We start from the raw sequence: 886 nt of genomic DNA, 5'->3' as shown, positions 1-886 counted from the left end.
GTCATTAGACCAGCTCAGCTGCCTGTCGTAATCGCCCCATAGCTGTCATTAAATTGAGGTAACGAAGCGAGTTTCGAGGCCTACACTTACTGGCGGTAGCGCATTAATCAATACGACGGCGTCGTCGCCCTGGTTAAGGTAGATCAATGAGTCACCGGTCTCGAACGTAACTCTGAATCCGGCCAGCCAAGGCTCTTGCCCGTTAAAAGAGTCAAGAATTCCCTCAACTGCGCAAATTTTTGTGTTCTCGAGGTGGGTTGCTGATAGACCTGCAAGTAGGTTTTCCCTATTCCAGGAGCAGGTCACGTTCGGCTCTATCTCGAAGGAAACCGGCGTATCAGAAGGCAACAAGTCCGCGCCTACTCTATCGCCATCACTCAAGAGATACATGGATAAAACTTCTCGCTCGCCAAAACGCCACTCTAGAGAACCTACGTCTCCCAGATCTTTCTCGTCGTTGAAATAGTACTGATCGTGCAGCAGCACGCTCAGCCGCTTTCCCAAAAGCGAACGTGCGTTTTGCAGGTCTAGGGCAGCTCTTGTAGGGGATGGGGGGTGTCGGCTAGACATCGGCCACCTCATATAGGTGGGAAGAGAGGCAGATACTACACAAACGCCATTACGTCCGCTTCTGGCCGAAAGCGGCCTAAGTGGATCGAAGGTGAACCTAGAAGAGGTTTGAATCCCTATCTCAGAAGCACTATTGGGCTGTTTGAGAGTGTTGTTATGGGGTTATTGGAGTCGAGTAACTTTCATGAGTTCTTTCCAGATGTAACCGTAGCTGTAGCGTAGCCATGCAACTTTTAACCGATCGAAGTTACGTCGTAGCCAATTGCTTTCTCGCGCTCGGAGTTCTTTGGCTATTTCATTGAGCTGGTCTAATGAC

The 886-nt window shown here is 50.0% G+C and carries 1 protein-coding gene; it reads right to left on the bottom strand.

Going from position 1 to position 886, the window contains the following annotated elements; genetic code table 11:
* Positions 1-48: 48 nt before the first annotated feature.
* On the bottom strand, positions 49-486 hold the full coding sequence (locus ALQ04_RS20725) for a hypothetical protein (protein WP_259645056.1): 438 nt from the start codon (positions 484-486) through the stop codon (positions 49-51).
* Between the last annotated feature and the right edge of the window lie 400 nt (positions 487-886).

The organism is Pseudomonas cichorii (assembly GCF_003700275.1).
Lineage (GTDB): Bacteria > Pseudomonadota > Gammaproteobacteria > Pseudomonadales > Pseudomonadaceae > Aquipseudomonas > Aquipseudomonas cichorii_B.
The sequence above is the reverse complement of the archived record's forward strand: the minus strand, read 5'-3'. Positions and strand labels throughout refer to the sequence as shown.